Source organism: Streptomyces canus (assembly GCF_030816965.1).
GTDB lineage: Bacteria > Actinomycetota > Actinomycetes > Streptomycetales > Streptomycetaceae > Streptomyces > Streptomyces canus_E.
Genome location: NZ_JAUSYQ010000002.1, coordinates 6,184,210 through 6,203,182 on the forward strand (window position 1 = coordinate 6,184,210; position 18,973 = coordinate 6,203,182).

Genomic DNA, 18,973 nt, shown 5'->3' on the forward strand with positions numbered 1-18,973 from the left:
GGGCGGCGGGGGCGGGGTGCCCGGCGCGGCAGCAGCCGTATGTTCGGGAGCTTGGGCGGCTCGACGCGGACCTTGACCAACGGCTCCGGGCGGCGCTTGCGGGAACGCTTCATCATGCGCCGCACCTCGCCCTGGCCACGTGCAGCTCCGGTGTCAGCACCTGCTGTGTCTTCGGCAGCACGATCCGGCCGTCGAAGTCGCAGAGGTAGAAGTTGAACCACGAGCCGTAGGACGCGGTCCCCGTCAGCTCGTTCAGCTTGTTCGGCAGCCGCTTCAGGACGCCCTCCACGGTCTTCTCGTTCTTGTTGAGCGTTCCGGTCAGTTCGGTCAGCTCGGCGATGTCGTCCTTCAACGGTGGACGCGCGTCCGTGAGCAGCCCCGAGGTGGCGTCCGTCAGGTCGCCGATGCTCACCAGCGACTGCCCGATGGGCTTGCGGTCGGCGGACAGGCCCGAGATCAGCCGGCGCAACTGCGTGAGCAGCCCGGAGAAGCGGGTGCCGCGCTTGTCCAGCGTCCCCAGCACGGTGTTGAGGTTGTCGACCACCGAGCCGATCAGCTGGTCCCGGCCTGCCAGGGTCGTGGTGAGCGAAGCCGTGTGCGCCAGCAGGCTGTTCACGGTGCCGCCCTCGCCCTGGAGGGTCCGGATGATCTCGGTGGCCAGCTGGTTGACGTCCTGCGGGCTGAGCGCGGCGAACAGTGGCTTGAAGCCGTTCAGCAGTGCGTTGAGGTCCAGCGCGGGCTGCGTGCGCGACAGCGGGATCGTGGCGCCGGGCTTCAGCCGGGTGCCGTCTCCCGCGCCCTCGGTCAGGGCGACATAGCGCTGTCCGACCAGGTTCCGGTAGCGGACGACCGCGCCGGTGCTGCTGAGCAGCGGACGGTCCGCGCTGACCGTGAAGGTGACCTGCGCCAGCGTCCGGTCCTTGATGCTGATGCCCTCGACCTCGCCGACGCGTACCCCGGCCACCCGGATGTCGTCGCCCTTCTCCAGGCCGGTGACATCGCTGAACACCGCGCGGTACGTGTGCTCGGGGGTGAGGGAGATGTTGACGATGGTGGCGGCGAGCAGGGCCGTCGCCAGGATCGTCACCAGGGCGAAGAGGCTGAACTTGATCAGCGGTGCGGCGGTCTGTCGGGCTCCTGTGTTGCTCATGCGACGCTCACCGCCGTCCCGCGCGCCATCGGCCCGAACAGCAGGGTCGCCACCGGCGGCACCTGGTCGGCGGGCACGCCCATGACGGGTGCCACGAGTGAGCCGACGGCGCGCTGCTCGGCCCGGGTGGCGGACACGCCGGCCGGGCCGACCGGACTCCCCTTCTTCGAACCGTCGTTGAGGTGGGCCCCGGGTGCGGGCACCGGCGGACGGGGCAGGTCGCGGCAGTTGGGCCCGGACCGTTCGCCGTAGCGGGGGTATTCACCGGGTTCGTACGCCCCCTGCTGGCGGACGACCTCGAGCGTGATGTGCATCTTGCCGCCGCGGAACGCCTGCTCGGAGGCCTGCTCCTCACGGACCAGGCCGGCGAGGAGACAGGGGTACTCGGGTGAGTAACGGGCGAAGAGGTCGAGCGTGGGGCGGGAGATCCGGCCCAGGGTGATCAGCCGGTCGCCGTTCGCGTCGAGGAAGGCGTCCGCGGTGCCCGCGGCGGTGGCCGTCGTGGTGAGCGCGGACGCGAGCCGGTCCCGCTGCTCGACGATGGTGCGGCTGGTGGTGACGGTGTTGCGCAGGATCTTCATCAGGTCGGGAGCCGCGTCGCCGTACACCTCGGCGACGTCGGCCAGGCGTGCGAAGTCCTCGGTGAGGGACGGCAGGTGGGGGTTGAGGCGGTGCAGATAGTCCTCCACGCGCGTGAGGTTGTCGCCGATCCGGTCGCCGCGCCCTTCGAGGGCGGTGGCGAACGCGGAGAGCGTGGCGTCGAGCTTGCCGGGCTGCACGGTCCGCAGCAGCGGCAGCAGGTCGTTCATCAGCTGCTGGAGCTCGATGCCGACACGGGTGCGGTCCTGGGTGATGACGTCCCCGGCGCGGATGGGCCTCGCCGAGGACCGCGCGGGCGCGATCAGATCGACGTACTTCTCGCCGAACAGCGTCTTGGGCAGCAGGCGTGCGTGCACGTCGGACGGGATGTGCGCGACGTACTCCGGCTTCAGCGCGATGTCGAGCGTCGCCTTCGTCCCGTCGGCGTGCACCGCGCGCACCTCGCCGACCAGCAGCCCGCGCAGTTTGACGTCGGCCCGCGGATCGAGCTGGTTGCCGAGGCTGTCGGCCTCCAGCCTGATCCGTACGGCCGAGGTGAACACCTGCTGGTACACGGCGACGGACAGGGACAGCAGCAGGCCGAGCACGGCGAGGAACACCAGGCCGTACAACCGCAGTCTCAGCACTCTCATACGGCTCACCCCGCAATCCGCACGGTCGTGTTGGCGCCCCAGATCGCGAGCGACAGGAAGAAGTCCAGGACGTTGATCGCGACGATCGAGGTGCGTACGGCGCGGCCCACGGCGACGCCGACGCCCGCCGGGCCGCCGCTCGCGTAGTAGCCGTAGAAGCAGTGCACCAGGATGATCAGGACGGCGAAGACGAGCACCTTGCCGAAGGACCACAGCACGTCGACCGGCGGCAGGTACTGCTGGAAGTAGTGGTCGTAGGTGCCCGCGGACTGCCCGTAGTAGCCGGTGGTGATGGTGCGGGCGGCGAAGTACGAGGACAGCAGCCCGACCACGTACAGCGGGATCACCGCGACGAACCCGGCGATCATCCGGGTGGTCACCAGGAACGGCAGCGAGGGGACGCCCATTGACTTCGAGCGCGTCGGTCTCCTCGCTGATCCGCATCGCGCCGAGCTGCGCCGTGAACCCGGCGCCGACCGTGGCGGACAGGGCGAGCCCGGCCACCAGCGGGGCGATCTCCCGGGTGTTGAAGTACGCCGAGAGGAAGGCCACGAAATTGGACGTGCCGAGCTGGTTGAGCGCGGCGTACCCCTGCAGGCCCACCTCCGTGCCGGTGAAGAACGACAGGAAGGCGATGACGCCGACCGTTCCCCCCACGACGGCGAGCGCGCCACGGCCGAAGCTCACCTCGGCGAGCAGCCGCAGGATCTCCTTCTTGTAGCGGCGCAGGGTGCGGCCGGTCCAGGCGAGCGAGCGGCCGTAGAACGAGAGTTGGGCGCCGAGTTCTTCGAGGGAGCGCAGGGGGCGCTGGAGTGGTCGCATCGGCTAACCCCTCTGCGGGGCGACTTGGAAGTACACCGCGGTCATCACGAAGTTCGTCACGAACAGCAACATGAAGGTGATCACCACCGACTGGTTCACGGCGTCGCCCACGCCCTTCGGCCCGCCCTTCGCCGTAAGTCCCTTGTACGAGGCGACGATCGCCGCGATCGCACCGAACACCAGCGCCTTGATCTCGGCCGCCCACAGGTCGGACAGCTGGGCCAGCGTGGTGAAGGAGGCGAGATAGGCGCCCGGTGTGCCGTTCTGCAGTACGACGTTGAAGAAGTAGCCGCCAGCGACACCGACGACGGACACCAGCCCGTTGAGCAGCACCGCCACCACCATCGACGCCAGCACGCGCGGGACGACCAGCCGGTGAATGGGGTCGATGCCCAGCACCTGCATCGCGTCGATCTCCTCGCGGATCTTCCGCGCCCCGAGGTCCGCGCAGATGGCCGTGCCGCCGGCGCCCGCGATCAGCAGCGCGGTGACGATCGGCGATGCCTCCCGCAGCACCGCGAGGACCGAGGCGGCCCCGGAGAACGACTGGGCGCCGAGCTGCCGGGTCAGACTGCCGATCTGCAGCGCGATGACCGCGCCGAAGGGGATGGACACCAGGGCCGTCGGCAGGATGGTGACGCTCGCGACGAACCAGGCCTGCTGGATGAACTCCCTCGCCTGGAAGGGCCGTCGGGGCACGGTCCGGACGACGTCCAGCGCCATCGCAAAGAGGTGCCCCGATTGCCGGAGCGCCCCGGTCGGTGACAGGCTCATGCGTCCGCCACCTCCTTCCGGTGCAGCTCGGCCTCGCGTCTCGCGATCGCCTCCCATCGGGGCGGGCGGGTGATGCCCGGGCCCGGCAACAGGCGGGGCGTCAGAGCCTGATTGCCGGGAGTCTTCGGGTGCGCTCCGTCGCCGAGCTGGGCCAGCTCCTGCTCGACCTGGGCGGCGTCCTTCTCCTCCGCCATGCCGATCGGGCCCTGCATCCGGCCGTTCAGGAACTGCCGTACGACCGGCTCGTCGCTGGTCAGCAGCTTCTCGCGGGGCCCGAACATGACCAGCTCGCGGCGGAACAACAGCCCGATGTTGTCCGGCACCTGCCGGGCCGAGGCGATGTCGTGCGTGACGATCAGGAACGTCGCGTTGATCTGCGCGTTGAGGTCGACGATGAGCTGGTTGAGGTACGCGACGCGCACCGGGTCGAGGCCCGAGTCCGGCTCGTCGAACAGAATGATCTCCGGGTCGAGCACCAGCGCCCGCGCCAGCCCGGCCCGCTTGCGCATTCCACCGGAGATCTCGCCGGGCAGCTTCCCTTCGGACCCGATCAGCCCGACCATGTCCATCTTCTCGAGCACGATGCGCCGGATCTGGCTCTCGGACTTGCGGGTGTGCTCGCGCAGCGGGAAGGCGATGTTGTCGTACAGGTTCATCGAGCCGAACAGCGCGCCGTCCTGGAACAGCACGCCGAAGAGCTTCCGCACTTCGTAGAGCTCGTGCTCGCGCAGCTTGGTCACGTCCCGGCCCGCGACTTTCACGCTGCCGCGCTCCGGCTTCAGCAGTCCGACGAGCGTCTTGAGGAACACCGACTTGCCCGTACCCGAGGGGCCGAGCATGACCGAGACCTCCCCGGCGGGCAGCGTCAGCGAGACGTCCTGCCAGATGACCTGGTGACCGAAGGACTTCGTCAGCCCTTCCACACAGATCTCGACACCCATCCGGTCCACCCTTCAGCCATGGAGCAGCTCTGACATCTGCTCTACGGGGAGGGGCGGGGTGTCCGTCGCGACGGACACGGATTTTTTTCCGGGGTCTTGCGGCGGGGTTTCCGTGAGGTCGACAGCGGTGTCTTTCCCGGCGGTGCCACTGGTTCTACGGCGGCGCTCTTGGCGCGGTCCTACGGCAGCGGGGTCGGCGTCGGTACGCCGACCGGGGCGGAGGACGTGGCGGGAGCCTCAGGGAGGGCCGGTAGCGTCGTCGGGATCGCGGACGCGGCCGGCAGATCGGGGAGGTGGGGGAGGTCGGACGCGTTCGGCAGGTCGGACACGCCGGGAACATCGGGAACGGCGGGAACGTCGGGGACGGACGGCACCGCTGTCAGTGAGGCGTCCGGCAGCGGTGGCACCGACAGTGGCAGCAGCGACCGGTCGTGATCGCCGGGCGGCACGGTCGGCGTACCTTCCTGAGACGTCGAGGCGGCCGACAGATCACGGGCGTTCGGGGTGGCTGCCCGGCCGACGCCGTCGGGCCCGACGGTCCGCGTGGTCGCCTGGGACATACGGGACACCGAGGGACGGGGAGTGCCCTGCCCGTCTCTGCCGTCCCCGTCGTGGACGTACGGCAACACGAACCCCGCGACCACCAGGGTCGCGGCCGTCGAGGTCACCACCACAGCCTGCGCGTGTCCGCCCGCGCGCAGCTTCCCGCGCCCCCACAGGAACAGGGCGACGCCCAGCGTTCCGGCCAGCGAGGTACGCAGCGTGCGCCGGGCCCGGGCGAGCAGCGACTCGACGGTCCGATAGCTGAGCCCCATGCGCACGGCGACCTGGCCGACGTCGAGGTCCTCGGACTTCAGCCGGAGCGCTTCGGCCTGGCGCGCGGGTAGTTCCCCGCTGCGCACGGCCAGCCACTTGGCCTCGGCCCGGTCGCACACCGCCTCCTCGACGGGCACCGGGCCCGGCGCGACGAGCGTGGGGCTGCTGCGTACCTCGGCCTCGCGGTTGACCTGGCGGTACCGGTCGACGCACAGCCGCATGGTCACGGTCGTCAGCCAGGCGCCGAGGCGCTCGTCGTCCAGGTCGGGGCGCTCCGCGGCGCGCAGCATGGCCTCGTGCACCGCGTCCTCGGCGTCCTCAGGGCTCATCGACCTGCGCCGGGCCACCTTGAGCAGGTGCTCGCGGTGGCTCCACATGCGCTGCCACCGGTCGTGGGCCGCCTGTATCTCCGCAGGCATGTCCGGCATGTCAGGCATGTCCATCGCCATGAGGGCCCCTTCGCGCTCATCCGCCGGTCTCGTGCTGCCCGGCGGATGGCGACATTACCGCCCAGTATCCGCGGTTGTGGAGGGGGTAGAGGCCATCGAGTCGACACCGTTGCCGCCCAGCGGAGCGCCGCTGGGCAGCAGGTCGTCGCCGGGCAGTTCGATGTCCGTGCCGGGCGCGGGGAGTTGGGGTTCCCTCGTCTCCGTGGCCCCGGCTGATGGACGGGACGTGCCGGGGGTCGGCGAGCCAGGTGCCGACGGGGTCCGGGACGGCGAGGCGCTGGGACGGGGGGACGGCGACGGCTTCGGCGTGGGTTTCGGCACAGGTTTCGGCTGCGACGGCTCGGAGCGCCTCGAACCCGTCGCGGAGCTGTCCGGCACCACCCGGTGCCCTTCCAGGAAGTAGGCGTACCAGGCTCTGACCGTGCGGAGATACGCCTGCGAGTGGTTGTAGCCGAGGACCGCCCGGTCCAACCCGGCCGGGTCGGAGAGGTCCCGCCCGCCCGCGCACAGATAGCGCCCGGCGGCGAGTGCCGCGTCGAAGACGTTGCCCGGGTCGGCCCGCCCGTCGCCGTTGCCGTCCATGCCCCAGCGGGCCCAGGTCGACGGGATGAACTGCATCGGTCCGACCGCCCGGTCGTAGGCCGGGTCCCCGTCGTACGCGCCGCCGTCGGTGTCCCGTACGACGGCGAAGGCGCCGCCGTCCAGCCGCGGCCCGAGGATCGGCGCCACGGTCGTCCCGTCCGCCGTCACCCGACCGCCCCGCGCCTGCCCGGACTCCACCTGGCCGATCGCGGCCAGCAACTGCCAGCGCAGCCGGCAGCCGGGAGCGGTGCGCGCGAGCTCCGCCTCGGCGCGCCGGTAGGCGGCGAACACACTCGCCGGGAGCGCGGCGCCCGCCCCCGCCGCCCCACGCACAGATGCCCCACCCTTGCGCTCCCGCGCCCGCAGCGGCGGGAGTGCGGTGCGGTACGGGGTGTCGCCCGACACGCTCGGCCCGTGCTCGACGGGTGCCTCCCGCTGGGGTACGGAGGCCCGTGCCGGGACCGCCCCCGGCGCCTGTGACGCGGTCAGCGCCGCCATGGCCGCCACCGCGATCGCCGCCCCCCTGGCGCCTCTGACCCTGTGCCCTGCCATGTCGCGCTCCCTCCCTGTGGGTTGATGTCGTCTGCTTCTGCTCTACGGGGCAGGGCGGCGCGTCCGTCGCACGGAACGGGGAGATTTCGGGAGGCGGGGTCCGCACGCGCGTCCACGCAGAGGGTCAGCGGCTCGTCGGCGCTGCGCCGGCGCACTCTCGAACCGCACCCACGTACAAGATCCACCTCCGTCTTGTTCATCTCCGCGCGCGACGGGGGAGACTCGGACCCATGCGTACTGCGTACAACGTGGAGACGGTCAGGGCCGCCGAGCGGGAGTTGATGGCACGGCTGCCGGAGGGCGCGCTGATGCAGCGGGCGGCTGCCGGACTGGCCGCCGCCTGCGCGGACCTGCTGGGGCGGGTGTACGGCCGCAGGGTCGTGCTGCTCGTCGGGAGCGGGGACAACGGCGGGGACGCCCTCTATGCGGGGGCCCGGCTCGCGCGGCGGGGCGCGGGCGTGACCGCCATGCTGCTCGCGCCCGAGCGCGCCCACTCCGCGGGGCTGGCCGCGCTGCGGCGGGCCGGGGGAAGGGCCGTGGGGGTCGAGGACGCCGAGCGGCTGATCGAGAAGGCCGACCTCCTCCTCGACGGGATCGTCGGGATCGGCGGCAAGGGCGGGCTGCGGCCCGACGCGGCCCGGCTGGCCGAGGCCGCCGAGCGGTCCCGCGCCGTCGTCGTCGCCGTGGATCTGCCGAGTGGCGTCGACGCCGACACCGCTGAGGTGCGCGGGGCGGCGGTACGGGCCGACCTCACCGTCACGTTCGGGACGCACAAGCCGGGCCTGCTGATCGATCCCGCGCGGGAGTACGCCGGATCGGTGCGGCTCGTCGACATCGGGCTCGCCCTTCCGGAGGAGGCCGAACTGGAAGCCCTCCAACACGCCGATGTACGGCGACTGCTGCCCGTACCGACCGGAGAGAGCGACAAGTACCGGCGAGGTGTCGTCGGGATCGCCGCCGGGTCCGCGCGGTATCCGGGGGCCGCCGTGCTCGCCGTGTACGGGGCGCTCCGGGGCGGCGCCGGGGCCGTGCGGTACGTCGGGCCCGCAGGGGACGCCGTGATCGCCCGCTTCCCCGAGACGCTCGTCTCCGACCGGGGGCCCAAGCACGCCGGACGCGTGCAGGCGTGGGTCGTCGGGCCGGGGGCCGGGGACGACGCCTCGGCCGTCGGAGAGGTGCTGGCGTCCGACGTGCCGGTCCTCATCGACGCGGACGGACTGCGGCTCGCCGACCGGGACGCCGTACGCGCGCGTACCGCGCCGACCCTCATGACCCCGCACGCCGGAGAGGCCGCCGCGCTCCTCGGGGTGCCGCGTGAGGAGGTCGAGGGGGCCCGGCTGGCCTCGGCGCGGGAACTCGCCGGGCGCTACGACGCGACCGTGCTGCTCAAGGGCTCGACCACGCTCGTCGCCGACTCCGGCGGCGGGGCCGTACGCGTCAACCCGACCGGGACGGCATGGCTGGCCACCGCCGGCAGCGGGGACGTCCTGTCCGGTCTCGCCGGGTCCCTGCTCGCGTCCGGGCTGAGCGCTCTGGACGCCGGCAGCGTGGGCGCGTACCTGCACGGGCTGGCCGGACGGTTCGCGGCGGGCGGGGCGCCGGTGGGGGCGCACGACGTGGCCGAGGCCGTACCGGCGGCCTGGCGGGACGTGACGGACGCCTGACCGCGGATCAACAGGCGTACGGGTGACGACGCGTCGGTATACCGACGCGTAACCGCGAACTACTACCTGATGGGACCAATACCGGTCGGCCGAATATGCGGAGCTGAAAGGGCGATGTTTCGCTGGCCGCATGGATGAGCCAAACATACGAGGCACGACCCGGCGCGAGTTGCTGGGAGGCGCGGCAGTCGTTCTGGGGAGTCCCGTTCTCGGTTTCCGCGAGGACACCCCGGAACCGTTGGAGGAAGAGCCCGGCGGGAACTGCGGCAGTGACTACGACGCGGAATACGAGGAGCTGTTCGAGGCCGCCGAGGACGTCGAGGTCGGCGAGCGCTCCCTCGCAGCCGCCAAGTGGACCCGCCCCATTCGGAACCGGGCCAGGGTGACGATGCGTTACCGGGTGCGGGGAAACTGGCTGGCCGGCTATCACACCGGAGTCGATCTTGCCGTGCCGCAGGGAACCCCGGTCTACGCGGTGGGTACCGGCGTCGTCGTCCTGGCCAGCTGGTCGGGGTCGTACGGAAAGGCCGTGACGATCAAGATGAGCGATTCCCGGTATGTGCTCTACGCCCATCTCTCGCGCATCTCGGTCGCGCGCGGCGCCAAGGTCAAGGCCGGCACCCGCATCGGCAGCAGCGGCGCCACCGGGCGTGCCACCGGCCCGCATCTGCACTTCGAGGTCCGCTCCCGCCGCCCGTACGGCTCGGACATCGATCCGGTGAAATACCTGGCCCGGCACGGTCTGAGCCTCTGACACGCGTGCGCGTGCGCGTCCCGAGGGGGACGTGCTCATCGGTGGTGTCAGTCGCCTCTGAGACACTGGGGGCGCCATGAACGAGACAGCAACTGCCCCGACCGCACCACTGCGGGCCCGCGCGGAGATCGACCTGGCCGCGCTGCGGGCCAACGTGCGGGCCCTGCGCGCCCGCGCGTCGGGAGCCGCCGTCATGGCCGTGGTCAAGTCCGACGCGTACGGCCACGGAGCGGTGCCGTGCGCCCGCGCCGCGGTCGAGGCGGGCGCGCGCTGGCTCGGGACCGCCACGCCGGAGGAGGCGCTCGCGCTGCGGAAGGCGGGGCTGCCGGGGCGGATCATGTGCTGGCTGTGGACGCCCGGCGGCCCCTGGCGGGAGGCGATCGAGGCCGACCTCGACGTGTCCGTCAGCGGGCTGTGGGCGCTGCGGGAGCTCGTCGCGGCGGCCCGCGAAGCCGGCCTTCCCGCGCGCGTGCAGCTCAAGGCCGACACCGGCCTCGGGCGGGGCGGCTGCCAGCCGGGCGAGGACTGGGCCGAGCTGGTCGCCGAGGCCCTGCGCGCACAGTCCGAAGGCCTCCTGCGCGTCACCGGTCTCTGGTCGCACTTCGCCTGCGCCGACGAGCCGGGGCATCCCTCCATCGCCGCCCAGCTCACCCGCTTCCGGGAGATGCTGGCGTACGCCGAAGGGCAGGGCGTGCGCCCCGAGGTGCGGCACATCGCCAACTCGCCCGCCGCGCTCACGCTTCCGGAGAGCCACTTCGACCTCGTCCGGGCCGGGATCGCGGTCTACGGCATCTCGCCCAGCCCCGAGCTCGGCGCCCCCGCCGACTTCGGACTGCGTCCGGTGATGACGCTGTCGGCGTCGATCGCGCTGGTCAAGCGTGTTCCGGGCGGCCATGGCGTCAGTTACGGCCATCATTACGTCACCCCGGGCGCCACGACCCTCGGCCTGGTGCCCGTCGGATACGCGGACGGGATCCCGCGGCACGCCTCCGGCGCCGGACCGGTACTGGTCGACGGCAAGTGGCGGACGGTCGCCGGGCGGATCGCCATGGACCAGTTCGTCGTGGACCTCGGCGGCGACGAGCCCGCCGCCGGCGCCCAGGCCGTGCTCTTCGGTCCCGGTGACCGGGGCGAGCCCACCGCCGAGGACTGGGCGCAGGCCGCGGGCACCATCGCGTACGAAATCGTGACCCGCATCGGAACGCGCGTTCCCCGCGTCTATGTGAATGAGTAACAAGCGGGGTAAGCGCACAGTGCGCGCAAGAACAGCGTGTCCCGCCACACCGGTATCACCCGACCCAGCGAACAGGAGCGGTACGTGAGCGAGAGCAGTGCGGAGGCCGTCGTCGACGCCGCCGCTTCGGTGGCCCTCGCCTCCGCGACGGGGGCGGGTGCCGGATGGCGCCGGGCGACCGGGATCGCCGGCGCCGCGATAGGCGTGATCGCCGCGGGCGCCGCGGCCGGTGTGGCCGTCGAGCGGCTCACCGTCGGGCGCGGGATGCGGCAGAAGGCGCGGCTCGCCCTCGACTCGACCGGGCCGTACGGCTCGCTGCGCGGCACCCCCGGCAAGGCGCAGGCCGACGACGGCACCGAGCTGTACTACGAGGTCGACGACGTCGACCCGGAAGCCGTGCCCGCGCTGTCGCCGCGCCGGCGCCGGCTGTTCGGGCGCAAGGCCCCCGCCCCCGTCACCGTCGTCTTCAGCCACGGCTACTGCCTCAGCCAGGACTCCTGGCACTTCCAGCGCGCGGCGCTCAGGGGCGTCGTACGGACCGTGCACTGGGACCAGCGCAGCCACGGGCGGTCCGGGCGGGGCATGCGGCAGGTGCGGGACGGGGTGCCGGTCGACATCGAGCAGCTCGGGCGCGACCTGAAAGCCGTCATCGACGCGACCGTCCCCGAGGGGCCGATCGTGCTCGTCGGACACTCCATGGGCGGGATGACCATCATGGCGCTGGCCGACCAGTACCCCGAGCTGATCCGCGACCGGGTGGTGGCGGTGGCCCTGGTCGGCACGTCGTCCGGACGGCTCGGGGAGGTCAACTTCGGGCTGCCCGTCGCCGGCGTCAACGCCGTACGGCGGGTGCTGCCGGGCGTCCTCAAGGCGCTGGGGCAGCGGGCCGACCTGGTGGAGAAGGGGCGGCGGGCCACCGCCGACCTGTTCGCCGGGATCATCAAGCGTTACTCCTTCGCGTCCCGGGACGTCGACCCGGCCGTCGTCCGGTTCGCCGAGCGGATGATCGAGGGCACCCCGATCGACGTGGTCGCCGAGTACTACCCGGCGTTCGACAACCACGACAAGACCGCCGCCCTCGCCCACTTCGCGGACAAGCCGGTGCTCGTCCTTGCCGGGGTGGGGGACATGGTCACGCCCAGCGAGCACAGCGAGGCGATCGCCTCCCTGCTGCCGGAGGCGGAGCTGGTGCTGGTCCCGGACGCCGGGCACCTGGTCATGCTGGAGCACCCCGAAGTGGTCACCGACCGCCTCGCCGACCTGCTCACCCGCGCGGGGGCGGTGCCCGCAGGGGCTACCGTTGGCGGTTATGGAAGCACCGCGCAACCCGGTTGAGACCGAGCTGACCGTCACCTCCCCCGAGCAGATGCGCGAGCTGGGCCTGAAGCTCGCCAAGCTGCTGCGCGCCGGGGACCTGGTGATGCTCAGCGGAGAGCTCGGCGCGGGCAAGACGACGCTGACCCGGGGTCTCGGCGAGGGGCTCGGGGTGCGGGGGGCCGTGACCTCGCCGACCTTCGTGATCGCCCGGGTGCATCCGCCCCTGGGGGACGGACCGCCGCTCGTCCACGTCGACGCGTACCGCCTGGGCGGTGGGCTCGACGAGATGGAGGACCTCGATCTCGACGTGTCGCTGCCGGAGTCGGTGATCGTCGTGGAGTGGGGCGAGGGCAAGGTCGAGGAACTGACCGACGACCGGCTCCAGGTGCAGATCCACCGCGCGGTCGGTGACACGACCGACGAGGTGCGGCACGTGACGCTGACGCCGGTCGGGGAGCGGTGGACCGCGGCCGATCTCAGCGTGCTCACGGCCTGAGAGCCCGCCGCACCCTCCCGCGGCCGTTTTCTGTGAACGTTCCGACAAACCGTCGGCAAGATGTTGCGTTCGCCGTCACGTGCGTGGTCACATGGTACCCAGCTCGTAGTTAGGTGTACCTAACTACGCCGCCCCCGAACTTCAGGAGGCGTCCATGTCGGCCACCGAGAACCGGCCCCGTCCGCAGCCGTACGTGCTCGTCGGCGGCGTGTCCATGCGTGATCTGCTGGCGTCCTGTGCGGCAGCCGAAGCCGTCTCGACACCGCCGCGGGTGCCCGATCCTGAGACCGTGCGGGCGGGCGCGGAGCGTCCGAAAGCGGCCTGAGAGGCTCAGGGGATCACCGCGACCGTCGCGCCGATCGTCGCGAAGGTCCACATCACGTCGCCGTCCGCACGGGACTCCCGGATGCCGCCCGTGCGCACGGTGGTCGTGCTGGGGTCGGGAGGCGCCGCGTCCCCCACGGCCGCGCTGAAGCCGATCGCCACGCCGTCGACGCTGGTGAAGCGGACCACGTGTTCGATGGGGGCGCCGTCGGTGCCGGTCACGGCGTTGGAGCGGGAGGTGACCGCGTAGACGCCGGGGGCGGGGGCGATGTCTCCCGGGGTGACCTCGAAGGTGCGGATCACCTTGTCGCCGAGGCCGACCAGCCAGACGCGGTGGCCCCTCAGGGAGTACACGACGCGGGCGCCTGTGCCGGAGCCCGGCGGCAGGGGGGCGGAGTTCTTCCTGCTCCCCGGGGCCTTCGGGGTGGTGATTGCGGGGGAGCCGTTCGTGCGGGCCTTGGTGAGGTGGGCGGGCGCCGTTGCGTATGCCTGGTAGCCGAGGAGACCGACCGTTGCGAGGGCCGCTGCGGTGAGGGCGGTTACGAAGCCTGCGCTGCTGGGTGCCACCGGTTACCTCTTGAGTATTTAGTCCTAATTTGTGGTGACGGTAGCAGGTCGCCGGGCCGGTGCGGCGCCGCTGCGGCCGGTCGCGCCCGCGCGCCAGAGCCGCATGTCGATACCGTCCCGCGCCCGTCCCTGTGCGGCCTGCGGCCGCCTCGGGCTCCCCGGAGCCGTAGGCTGTTTGCGTGCTCTTGCTCGCTCTGGATACCGCCACCCCCGCCGTGACCGTCGCCCTGCATGACGGGCGTGACGTCGTCGCCTCGTTCAGCCAGGTGGACGCGCGTCGGCACGGGGAGCTGTTGTTGCCGGCCGTCGACCGGGTGCTCGCGGACGCGGGGGTGAAGCTGGACGCGGTCACCGGGATCGTCGTGGGGACCGGACCCGGGCCCTACACCGGGCTGCGCGTCGGGCTCATGACCGCCGACACCTTCGGGCTCGCCCTCGGGATCCCCGTGCACGGGATGTGCACCCTCGACGGGCTCGCGTACGCGGCCGACCCCGGCGAGGGGCCCTTCGTCGTGGCGACCGACGCGCGGCGCAAGGAGGTCTACTGGGCGCGGTACGAGAACTCCCGTACGCGGACCGGTGAACCCGCCGTCGACCGGCCCGCCGACATCGCCGAGCAGGTCAAGGGGCTGCCCGCAGTCGGTGCCGGGGCGCTGCTCTACCCCGGCACCTTCCCCGACGCCCGCGAGCCCGAGTACGTCTCCGCCGCCGCCCTCGCCTCCCTGGCCGCCGAGCGGATCGAGGCCGGGGAGGAACTGCCCGCCCCGCGACCGCTGTATCTGCGCCGGCCCGACGCCCAGGTTCCCAAGAACTACAAGGTGGTCACCCCCAAGTGACCACACCTGTGACTCCTGTGCTGCGCGAGATGCGGTGGTGGGACATCGACCCCGTCCTGGAGCTGGAGAGGGACCTCTTCCCGGAGGACGCCTGGTCCCGGGGCATGTTCTGGTCCGAGCTCGCGCACTCCCGCGGCGCCGAGGCCACCCGGCGGTACGTCGTGGCCGAGGAGGGGAAACGGCTCGTCGGATACGCCGGACTCGCCTCCGCCGGCGAGCTGGCCGACGTCCAGACGATCGCCGTCGCCCGCGACCACTGGGGCACCGGACTCGGCTCGGTGCTGCTGACCGAGCTGCTGAGGGCCGCGACCGCCTTCGAGTGCGCCGAAGTGATGCTGGAGTGCCGGATCGACAACATCCGCGCCCAGAAGCTCTACGAGCGCTTCGGCTTCGAGGCCATCGGGTTCCGCCGCGGCTACTACCAGCCGGGCAATGTGGACGCCCTGGTCATGCGACTGACCACAGCATCCGACAGCGGCTCCGCCGCGGTATCGACATCCGAACGAGGAACCGAGATCAATGGCTGACGAACCGCTTGTCCTGGGCATCGAGACCTCCTGTGACGAGACCGGCGTCGGCATCGTCCGGGGCACCACCCTGCTGGCCGACGCCATCGCCTCCAGCGTCGACGAGCACGCCCGGTTCGGCGGCGTGGTGCCGGAGGTGGCCAGCAGGGCGCACCTCGAAGCGATGGTGCCGACCATCGAGCGCGCCCTGAAGGAAGCCGGGGTGAGCGCGCGTGACCTCGACGGGATCGCCGTCACCGCCGGTCCCGGCCTCGCCGGCGCGCTGCTCGTGGGGGTCTCCGCGGCGAAGGCGTACGCCTACGCCCTCGGCAAGCCCCTCTACGGCGTCAACCACCTCGCCTCCCACATCTGCGTGGACCAGCTGGAGCACGGCGCGCTGCCCGAGCCGACGATGGCGCTGCTCGTCTCCGGCGGGCACTCCTCGCTGCTGCTGTCGAGCGACATCACCTCCGACGTACGGCCGATGGGCGCGACCATCGACGACGCGGCCGGCGAGGCCTTCGACAAGATCGCCCGTGTGCTCGACCTCGGCTTCCCCGGCGGTCCGGTCATCGACCGGTACGCGCGCGAGGGCGACCCGTCGGCGATCGCGTTCCCGCGCGGTCTGACCGGGCCGCGCGACCCGGCGTACGACTTCTCCTTCTCCGGCCTCAAGACGTCGGTCGCCCGCTGGATCGAGGCGAAGCGGGCCGCGGGGGAGGAGGTGCCGGTGCGTGACGTGGCGGCCTCCTTCCAGGAGGCGGTCGTGGACGTGCTGACCCGCAAGGCCGTGCGGGCCTGCAAGGACGAGGGCGTCGACCACCTGATGATCGGCGGCGGCGTGGCCGCCAACTCGCGGCTGCGGGCGCTGGCCCAGGAGCGCTGCGAGGCCGCCGGGATCCGACTGCGGGTGCCGCGGCCCAAGCTGTGCACGGACAACGGCGCGATGGTCGCCGCGCTCGGTGCCGAGATGGTCGCCCGTAACCGCCCCGCCTCCAGCTGGGACCTCTCCGCCGACTCCTCCCTCCCGGTGACCGACCCGCATGTGCCGGGCCATGACCATGTGCACGAGGTCAGCAAGGAGAACCTCTACTCGTGACGGTCACGCTGATGTGGGAGGCCCGGGCGGCCGAGGGGCGGGGCGAGGAACTGCTTGCCTGGGTCCGCCGACAGGAGCTTCCCCTACGGCCGTTGCGGCGCGAGACCTTCCGGGCACCGCAGGACCGCGTCCTGGTCGTCACGTGGTGGGACGCGGTCCACGACGCCCAGCTCCCCGAACTCCCCGAGCCCGATGGCGGTTTGGTCGCCCGGCCGGTGCACCGGTGGCGGTTCGAGTCGCTGGGCGCGGACTGAGCTCACTGCGTCTGCGACACGCTCTGTCTCGCAGCGCAGCCGCCGTCCTGGTCGTCACGTGGTGGGACGCGGTCCACGACGCCCAGCTCCCCGAACTCGCCGAGCCTGATGGTGGGTTGGTCGCCCGGCCGGTGCACCGGTGGCGGTTCGAGTCGCTGGGCGTGGACTGAGCTCACTGCGTCTGCGACACCTCCGTCTCGCAGCGCAGCCGGCGGTTCGGGCCCAGCTCCCGCACCGGGCCCGTGAGACGCAGCAGTGCCGTGTGCCGGACCTCCGCGCTCGACGCCGCCAGCCGCAGCTCCAGGTCGCCCGGTTCGACGACGCGGCGGCCCTTGCGGTCGGTGAACGCCGACAGTTCGGCGTGGAAGCGGAAGGTCACGCGACGGGACTCGCCCGGCTCCAGCTCCAGCCGCCGATAGCCGATCAGGCGGACGTCCGGGCGGGTCACCGAGGCGACCGGGTCGTGCAGATACAGCTGGACGACCTCGGCGCCCGCCCGGCCCCCCGGGTTGCGCACGGTCAGCGACACGTCGTGGGTGCCGTCCGTGCCGATCTCCTCCCGTGCCCCGCCGCCCGTGAAGTCCTCCCACACGAACTCCGTGTAGGAGCGCCCGTGTCCGAAGGCGTACAGCGGGGTCGGGTCCAGGTTGCTGACCTCGCCCGCGAGGCCGAGCGGCGGCTGGAGGTAGGTCCACGGCTGGCCGCCGGGCACCCGCGGGACGCTCACCGGGAGGCGGCCCGAGGGGTTGACCCGGCCCGACAGCACTCCGGCGACCGCCGGGCCGCCCTCCTCGCCGGGGAAGAACGCCTGGACGACCGCGCCGAGCCGGCCGTCCCAGCGGCCGAGCGCGTAGGGGCGGCCGGTCAGCAGGACCAGCACGACCGGGACACCGGTCGCGACCAGCGAGTCCAGCAACTCTCCCTGGACGCCCGGCAGGCGCAGGTCCGTCACGTCGCAGCCCTCGCCCGACGTGCCCCGGCCGAAGAGGCCCGCCCGGTCGCCGAGCACCGCCACGCAGACGTCCGCCTCCGCCGTCCGGGCCACCGCCTCCTCGAAGCCCCCGGTGTCCGGCTCGTCGACCCCGCAGCCCTCGGTGAACGTCACCTTGGCGTCGGGGAGTTCGGTGCGCAGGGCCTCCAGGACCGTGGGGATCTCGATGCCCATCGGGACGTCGGGGTGGTGGGTGAGGACGTGGGAGGGGAAGGAGTAGCAGCCCAGCATGGCGAGGGCGTCGGCGGCGCGCGGGCCGACGACCGCGATCCGGGTGTCGGGGGCCAGCGGGAGCAGGCCGTCCGGGTTGTCCAGGAGCACCACCGACTCCTCGGCGAGGCGGCGGGCCAGGGCGCGGTTCGCCGTCGAGTCCAGGTCGATCCGCTCGGTGGGTTCCGGGCTCCAGTCCTCGTCCAGGAGGCCCAGCTCGCACTTCTGGAGCAGGACCCGGCGGGCCGCCCGGTCGATCAGGGACTCGGGGATCTCGCCCGCGCGGACGGCCTCGATCAGGGGGGTGCCGTAGCACTTGAGGGTGGGCAGCTCGACGTCGAGCCCCGCCGCGAGGGCAGCGTGGGCCGCGCCCGCCTCGGTGCCGGCGATCCGGTGCTGGGTCTGGAGGAAGCCGACGCCGAAGTAGTCGGCGACCACCGTGCCGGTGAACCCCCACTCCTCGCGCAGGAGTTCCGTCAGCAGTCCGGGGTCGGCGGAGGCCGGGACGCCGTCGGTGTCGGTGTACGCGGCCATCACCGAGCGGGCCCCGCCCTCGCGCAGGGCGAACTCGAAGGGCGGCAGGGTGATGTCGGCGAACTCCCGCACGCCCGCGCGCACGGGCGCGAGGTTGCGGGCGCCGGCCGAGGAGGCGTACCCGGCGAAGTGCTTGAGCGTGGCGACGATCCCCGCCGACTCCAGACCCCGCACGTACGCGGCGCCGATCGTGCCCACCAGATACGGGTCCTCGCCGATCGTCTCCTCGACCCGTCCCCAGCGCGGGTCGCGGACGACGTCCAGAACGGGGGCCAGACCCTGGTGGACACCGACCGCGCGCAGGTCGCGGCCGATGGCACCGGCCATCTCCTCGACCAGATCGGCGTCCCAGCTCGCGCCCCAGGCGAGCGGGACCGGATAGGCGGTGGCCCGCCAGGTGGTGAAGCCGGCCAGGCACTCCTCGTGGGCCAGCGCCGGGATGCCGAAACGGCCCGCTTCGGCGATACGGCGCTGGGCGCGGGCCAATGCCTGCGCGCCCAGCGCCGGGTCCACGGGGGCGGTGCCGAAGGGACGGGTGAGCTGGCCCAGGCCCCGGGTGATCAGCTCGTCCCAGTCGTAGTCGGCGGTCATCTCGCGCTGGAGGGGGGCGACTCCGTCCCCGTCCGTGCTGGCGCCCACCCACACGCCGTAGAGCTGGGCGGTCTTCTCCTGAAGGGTCATCCGGGAGAGGAGGTCGTCGACGCGGGCGGAGGCGGTCAGGGCGGGGTCACGCCAGGGCGCGGTGGTCATGTAACTCCTGTCGGGCTCGACTGTCGGGTCGACGACCTCAGGGCCTGCTCCGAGTTCCACGCCCCGCTCCGCGCGGACGACGGGGAACTTGGAACAGGCCCTGACGAATGTTTCGATGT

General features: G+C 72.3%; 19 protein-coding genes and 1 pseudogene. 10 read left to right on the top strand and 10 right to left on the bottom strand.

The window, feature by feature from the left end:
- Positions 1 to 112: 112 nt before the first annotated feature.
- The 7 genes and pseudogenes from QF027_RS29550 to QF027_RS29580 form a co-directional block, all read right to left on the bottom strand.
- Complete coding sequence (locus QF027_RS29550; protein ID WP_307078113.1) at positions 113 to 1,150, bottom strand: MCE family protein; 1,038 nt, start codon at positions 1,148 to 1,150, stop codon at positions 113 to 115.
- Complete coding sequence (locus QF027_RS29555; protein ID WP_307078115.1) at positions 1,147 to 2,382, bottom strand: MCE family protein; 1,236 nt, start codon at positions 2,380 to 2,382, stop codon at positions 1,147 to 1,149. The genes QF027_RS29550 and QF027_RS29555 overlap by 4 nt, the downstream gene beginning before the upstream one ends.
- Before the next feature lie 5 nt (positions 2,383 to 2,387).
- A pseudogene (locus QF027_RS29560) lies at positions 2,388 to 3,204 on the bottom strand (MlaE family ABC transporter permease).
- A gap of 3 nt (positions 3,205 to 3,207) precedes the next feature.
- A complete protein-coding gene (locus QF027_RS29565) occupies positions 3,208 to 3,978 on the bottom strand; it encodes an MlaE family ABC transporter permease (RefSeq protein ID WP_306977465.1) in 771 nt (256 codons plus the stop codon).
- On the bottom strand, positions 3,975 to 4,919 hold the full coding sequence (locus QF027_RS29570) for an ABC transporter ATP-binding protein (RefSeq protein WP_306977463.1): 945 nt from the start codon (positions 4,917 to 4,919) through the stop codon (positions 3,975 to 3,977). The genes QF027_RS29565 and QF027_RS29570 overlap by 4 nt, the downstream gene beginning before the upstream one ends.
- A gap of 179 nt (positions 4,920 to 5,098) precedes the next feature.
- The gene (locus QF027_RS29575; RefSeq protein ID WP_307078117.1) at positions 5,099 to 6,178 is read right to left on the bottom strand and encodes an RNA polymerase sigma factor; all 1,080 of its coding nucleotides are present in this window, start codon (positions 6,176 to 6,178) and stop codon (positions 5,099 to 5,101) included.
- Positions 6,179 to 6,238: 60 nt separating this feature from the next.
- Positions 6,239 to 7,318, bottom strand: a complete 1,080-nt coding sequence (locus tag QF027_RS29580) for a lytic transglycosylase domain-containing protein (protein WP_307078118.1) — start codon at positions 7,316 to 7,318, stop codon at positions 6,239 to 6,241.
- Between the two features lie 230 nt (positions 7,319 to 7,548).
- On the opposite strand from QF027_RS29580, the gene QF027_RS29585 reads away from it, so the two are divergent.
- The 6 genes from QF027_RS29585 to QF027_RS29610 all read left to right on the top strand — a co-directional run bounded on the left by QF027_RS29585 (position 7,549) and on the right by QF027_RS29610 (position 13,108).
- Positions 7,549 to 8,982, top strand: coding sequence for an NAD(P)H-hydrate dehydratase (locus tag QF027_RS29585; RefSeq protein ID WP_307078120.1), 1,434 nt, complete (start codon positions 7,549 to 7,551; stop codon positions 8,980 to 8,982).
- A gap of 130 nt (positions 8,983 to 9,112) precedes the next feature.
- Entirely contained in the window at positions 9,113 to 9,736 is a 624-nt protein-coding gene (locus QF027_RS29590) for a M23 family metallopeptidase (RefSeq protein ID WP_306977455.1), read from the top strand.
- Positions 9,737 to 9,812: 76 nt separating this feature from the next.
- A complete protein-coding gene (gene alr / locus QF027_RS29595; RefSeq protein ID WP_306977453.1) occupies positions 9,813 to 10,970 on the top strand; it encodes an alanine racemase in 1,158 nt (385 codons plus the stop codon).
- 84 nt (positions 10,971 to 11,054) lie between these two features.
- Positions 11,055 to 12,305, top strand: coding sequence for an alpha/beta fold hydrolase (locus QF027_RS29600; protein ID WP_306977451.1), 1,251 nt, complete (start codon positions 11,055 to 11,057; stop codon positions 12,303 to 12,305).
- Positions 12,280 to 12,783, top strand: coding sequence for a tRNA (adenosine(37)-N6)-threonylcarbamoyltransferase complex ATPase subunit type 1 TsaE (gene tsaE / locus QF027_RS29605; RefSeq protein ID WP_306977449.1), 504 nt, complete (start codon positions 12,280 to 12,282; stop codon positions 12,781 to 12,783). Before QF027_RS29600 ends, tsaE begins: the two co-directional genes overlap by 26 nt.
- Before the next feature lie 154 nt (positions 12,784 to 12,937).
- Positions 12,938 to 13,108 (top strand): hypothetical protein, encoded by a 171-nt coding sequence (locus QF027_RS29610; RefSeq protein WP_306977447.1) that lies wholly within the window; start codon positions 12,938 to 12,940, stop codon positions 13,106 to 13,108.
- A gap of 5 nt (positions 13,109 to 13,113) precedes the next feature.
- On the opposite strand, the gene QF027_RS29615 is transcribed toward QF027_RS29610, so the two are convergent.
- The gene (locus QF027_RS29615) at positions 13,114 to 13,674 is read right to left on the bottom strand and encodes a hypothetical protein (protein WP_306977444.1); all 561 of its coding nucleotides are present in this window, start codon (positions 13,672 to 13,674) and stop codon (positions 13,114 to 13,116) included.
- A gap of 179 nt (positions 13,675 to 13,853) precedes the next feature.
- Between QF027_RS29615 and tsaB the strand changes: the two genes are divergently transcribed.
- The 4 genes from tsaB to QF027_RS29635 are packed head-to-tail and all read left to right on the top strand — an operon-like array spanning position 13,854 to position 16,369.
- On the top strand, positions 13,854 to 14,510 hold the full coding sequence (gene tsaB, locus QF027_RS29620; RefSeq protein WP_307078122.1) for a tRNA (adenosine(37)-N6)-threonylcarbamoyltransferase complex dimerization subunit type 1 TsaB: 657 nt from the start codon (positions 13,854 to 13,856) through the stop codon (positions 14,508 to 14,510).
- Positions 14,507 to 15,037, top strand: coding sequence for a ribosomal protein S18-alanine N-acetyltransferase (gene rimI / locus QF027_RS29625; RefSeq protein ID WP_306977440.1), 531 nt, complete (start codon positions 14,507 to 14,509; stop codon positions 15,035 to 15,037). The genes tsaB and rimI overlap by 4 nt, the downstream gene beginning before the upstream one ends.
- Positions 15,030 to 16,115 (top strand): tRNA (adenosine(37)-N6)-threonylcarbamoyltransferase complex transferase subunit TsaD, encoded by a 1,086-nt coding sequence (tsaD, locus tag QF027_RS29630; RefSeq protein ID WP_306977438.1) that lies wholly within the window; start codon positions 15,030 to 15,032, stop codon positions 16,113 to 16,115. The genes rimI and tsaD overlap by 8 nt, the downstream gene beginning before the upstream one ends.
- Positions 16,112 to 16,369, top strand: a complete 258-nt coding sequence (locus QF027_RS29635) for a hypothetical protein (protein WP_307078124.1) — start codon at positions 16,112 to 16,114, stop codon at positions 16,367 to 16,369. The genes tsaD and QF027_RS29635 overlap by 4 nt, the downstream gene beginning before the upstream one ends.
- Positions 16,370 to 16,371: 2 nt before the next feature.
- Here the strand turns inward: QF027_RS29635 and QF027_RS29640 are convergent, their stop codons facing one another.
- Together QF027_RS29640 and QF027_RS29645 are read right to left on the bottom strand one after the other, a co-directional pair.
- Entirely contained in the window at positions 16,372 to 16,545 is a 174-nt protein-coding gene (locus tag QF027_RS29640; RefSeq protein WP_307082790.1) for a hypothetical protein, read from the bottom strand.
- A complete protein-coding gene (locus QF027_RS29645) occupies positions 16,542 to 18,854 on the bottom strand; it encodes a beta-xylosidase/alpha-l-arabinosidase (protein ID WP_306977434.1) in 2,313 nt (770 codons plus the stop codon). The genes QF027_RS29640 and QF027_RS29645 overlap by 4 nt, the downstream gene beginning before the upstream one ends.
- Positions 18,855 to 18,973 lie beyond the last annotated feature (119 nt).